4 protein-coding genes and 1 pseudogene are annotated in these 3,426 nt (G+C 65.6%); all 5 read left to right on the top strand.

What is annotated here, in order from left to right:
- A pseudogene (locus L288_RS43355) lies at nucleotides 1-998 on the top strand (flagellar hook-length control protein FliK); the annotation flags it as partial.
- 27 nt (nucleotides 999-1,025) lie between these two features.
- Nucleotides 1,026-1,664 (top strand): flagellar basal body-associated FliL family protein, encoded by a 639-nt coding sequence (locus L288_RS22730; RefSeq protein WP_021236404.1) that lies wholly within the window; start codon nucleotides 1,026-1,028, stop codon nucleotides 1,662-1,664.
- A gap of 52 nt (nucleotides 1,665-1,716) precedes the next feature.
- Nucleotides 1,717-2,601 (top strand): flagellar motor switch protein FliM, encoded by an 885-nt coding sequence (locus L288_RS22725; RefSeq protein ID WP_021236403.1) that lies wholly within the window; start codon nucleotides 1,717-1,719, stop codon nucleotides 2,599-2,601.
- Nucleotides 2,598-2,936, top strand: coding sequence for a flagellar motor switch protein FliN (gene fliN / locus L288_RS22720; protein ID WP_021236402.1), 339 nt, complete (start codon nucleotides 2,598-2,600; stop codon nucleotides 2,934-2,936). Before L288_RS22725 ends, fliN begins: the two co-directional genes overlap by 4 nt.
- Nucleotides 2,937-3,019: 83 nt before the next feature.
- Nucleotides 3,020-3,286 (top strand): FliO/MopB family protein, encoded by a 267-nt coding sequence (locus L288_RS22715; protein WP_021236401.1) that lies wholly within the window; start codon nucleotides 3,020-3,022, stop codon nucleotides 3,284-3,286.
- Nucleotides 3,287-3,426 lie beyond the last annotated feature (140 nt).

Below are 3,426 nucleotides of genomic sequence, written 5' to 3'. Positions count from 1 at the left end.
TTCCCCCGCAGCAGGCCAATCCTGCTCCGGCGCAGGAGAATGCCGCAGCGGAAAGCGGCCTCGAACCTCCGCGCGCCGCCGCCGATCAGCCGCGCGCCATTGGCACGGATCAGGAAGCGCCCAATCCCGGCACCGCGCAGCCTGCCGCTCCCGTCCTCGACGGCAAGCCGGTGAAGGCCGAGGCGCTCGCCTTGTTGCAGATGGTGCGCGAACAGGTCGCCGCCCGCCAGACCGGCGCGTCGCGGCATGTGGGGGAGCAGGTTTCAGCGCTGGCCAATGCAAAGGGTGAAACGCCCGCTCCGAACGCCGATCCGGCGCCGGAGATTCCTGCGGCCTCGATTTCGCCCGGCGCCACTCCGTCCGTTCCCGCAGCCACGGCTCCGCTGACGGCGGGCGCGCAGGCCGCGCCGTCCCCGTCCATGCCCGTCGCCGACCTGTCCGCCAGCCTGAACACGCAGGTGGTCGACATGGGCGTTTCGGGCCAGTGGATCGATGGGCTCGCCCGCGACATTGCCGGGCTGTCCGCCAATGGCGCGCAGGGCCGGTTCCAGATCAACGGCGATCAGCTTGGCACGGTCCAGGTCGATATCCGCCAGGGTGCCGATGGCGCTGCGGTCAGCCTGACCGTCGCCAGCGAAGCGGCTGAACTGGCGCTGCGGCAGGACAGCGACCGTCTGAAGCTCGACGCGGGCCTGTCCGCCGTCCGCATCGCCGAAGTCAGGGTGGAGCGCGCGCATGTGGCCGAAGCCGCGCGATCCGACATGGGCGGCGACTCGTCCCAGCGCCAGCCGTCCCAGCAGCAGCAAGGCTCGCAGACCGCGTCCCCCTGGGCCCAGAATGGCGGCCAGAATATGGGCCAGCCACAGGGGCAGCAGGGGCGCTGGCAAACCCGCGAAAATAGTGCTTTTTCCCCTAAATCCTCCGGTGATCCTGCCGTTCTTAACCATGCGGAAGCGCGCCAGGACGCCAGCGGCGCCGTGCGTGCGCGCTACGCTTGATCATCAGGATTTTCAGGGGACCGGCACATGAGCGATGAGGCGAAGGCGAAGAAAAAGAAGGGGGGAGGCATGAAGATGATCCTCCTCATCGTCGTCGCCATGGTGCTGGGCGGCGCTGGCGCTGCTGGCGGTCTCTATGCCGCCGGTTTCTTCGGCGCGAAGGAGGAGGGGCCAAAGGAGGACCCGAACAAGCCCGTGCTCGTCCTTGCCGGTGAAAATGCCGAAGAGGTTGCAAAGGCGCACGGCATGGGCGGGGAAGGCCATGGCGGCGGTGCTGGCGAAGGCCATGCGGCGGCGCACGCGCCGGGCAAGGGCATCGACCTGCCAGCGCCATCCAATCCGGCCGCCTATCAGGCGACCTATTTCCAGCTCCAGACGCCCTTCACCTCGAATATGTCGGATACCGACGCCTTCGCCCAGATCTCGCTCGCCGTGTCCACCTATTACGACATGCGCGTCATCGAAGCGATCAAGACGCATGAGATGGCGATTCGCAGCCAGGTGCTGATGATGCTCGCCGAACAGCCCGAAGCGATGCTGGCGACGCCGGAGGGCAAACGCCAGCTTCAGGGCAAGATCAAGGCCATCATCAACAGCATTTTGAAGCAAAAGACGGGTTATGGGGGTGTGGATAACGTTTATTTTACCAATTTCGTTATTCAATAGGGGTGCCCGAAAGGCCGGGAAGTCCCCCGGCCCGCTAGGGCAGGGGACCATGATGAACGAAGTTCAGGCCTACGCCCTGGGGCGCAGGGAAACGCAGACACCGCAGATGCTGTCCGGGCTCGACCGGCTGGGCGAAAAGCTCGGCCGGCGTTTGCGCGGCCTGATCGAGCCGATTTCCGGCGCGCGCCCGCATGTGGTGGCGCACAATGCCCGGCTGCTGGACTTCGCCGCCTGGTCGGCTGATGTGCCCGCTTTTTCCAGCATCGGCGTCTACCGCGTCGCCCCGCTCAAGGGGCAGATGCTGCTGCGCATGGACGCGGCGATGATCTCCACTCTGGTCGATTGCTTCTATGGCGGCATCGGCAACCGCCCGCTGCCCGCACGCGGCGAATTCACGCCCACCGAGGACCGGCTGATCGTCCGCATTTCCGAAGCGCTGATGTCGCGCATGGCGGAATGCTGGGACGACATATTGCCCCTCGACATCAGCCTTGTCGTGCGGGAAGCGGGCATCGGCTTCGCCTCCGCCGCCCAGCCTGACGAACAGATGGTGCTCCAGCGTTTTCAGATCAGCATCACGCGCGATCAGGAATGGCCGGTCGATCTCCTCTTCCCGCTCGCCTCGCTGCGCGCGGTCGAACCGCTGATGGGCGCCAGGGCCCCGGTGGACGAGGACCAGAGCGATCCCATCTGGCAGGCCCGCATCGCCAACCGCATGCGCGACATCCGCCTGCCCGCGCGCACGGTGCTGGCGCGCCCCAACCTCTCCCTTGCCGACCTCATGAAGTTGAAGGCCGGTGACATCATTCCCGTCACGATCGGCCGCAGCCTGCCGCTGATCGTGGGAGACCGCATCGTCGCCCATGGCTCGATCGGCGAACAGGACGGCCGCGCCGCCTTCCAGATTGAAAAGCTTGCACAGGAACCTGCCAGATGAGTGACATGACCGAAGCGCCGCGTATGGACGGCATGGGCGACACGGGGCTGAGCCGCATGGTCAGCAACCCGCAATTCCGTCTGCTGGCGGACATTCCCGTCCGCATGTCGGTGGAGGTGGGCTCCACCTCGCTGCGTCTGGCGGAGGTCATGGACCTTGCCGAAGGCAGCATCGTGGAACTGGACCGCCAGGCCGACGACCTGCTCGACATCATGGTGAACGGCGCGCTGATCGCGAAGGGGGAAGTGGTGACGGTGAACGGCCGCTACGGCATCCGCATCGTCGATATCGCCACGGCCGAAAGCCGTCTGGCCGGGGTCGAACGGCGCGGCTGATCGCGCTTAACAGCTTTTTCCCTTGCTGCGCGCCGATCTTTCTGATTCGAAAAAGCGATTAACCATAAGCGCGGACCCGCCCCATGTTCTGGTATTTCGTCAAATTGCTGATTCTCCTGCCGCTGGTCGGCGGCATGGCGTTCGGCGCGCTCTGGCTCTGGCGCAAATATCAGCCCGGCATGATGGCGGGGCAGGACGGCCGGTCCTTGAAAATGCTGGAGGCCTTGCCGCTCGGCACCTTCGGCAAGCTCGCCGTTGTGGAGTTTGAGGGCAAGAAGATCCTGCTGTCCGTCACCCGCGGCCGGATCGAAAAGATCGCGGAAGGCGATCCCTACCGTGCCGGACGCTAACCCTTCCCCCATCGTCGTCCCTGCGAAGGCGGGGACCCATGTTTCCGTTACTCACAAGCATACGGGCGGGGCACGGCGCGTCCCCATCTTCGCGGGGATAGCGGCGCTTTTTATTGCCGCCTTTTTTTGCTTCCTGATCC

The sequence above is a fragment of the Sphingobium quisquiliarum P25 genome (assembly GCF_000445065.1).
Lineage (GTDB): Bacteria > Pseudomonadota > Alphaproteobacteria > Sphingomonadales > Sphingomonadaceae > Sphingobium > Sphingobium quisquiliarum.
The sequence above is the reverse complement of the archived record's forward strand: the minus strand, read 5'-3'. Positions and strand labels throughout refer to the sequence as shown.

Excerpts from the sequence above, each read along its gene's own strand:
- L288_RS22715 (WP_021236401.1), top strand. The coding sequence starts at position 3,020 with ATGTTCTGGTATTTCGTCAAATTGCTGATTCTCCTGCCGCTGGTCGGC.
- L288_RS22730 (WP_021236404.1), top strand. The coding sequence starts at position 1,026 with ATGAGCGATGAGGCGAAGGCGAAGAAAAAGAAGGGGGGAGGCATGAAG.
- fliN (WP_021236402.1), top strand. The coding sequence starts at position 2,598 with ATGAGTGACATGACCGAAGCGCCGCGTATGGACGGCATGGGCGACACG.
- L288_RS22725 (WP_021236403.1), top strand. The coding sequence starts at position 1,717 with ATGAACGAAGTTCAGGCCTACGCCCTGGGGCGCAGGGAAACGCAGACA.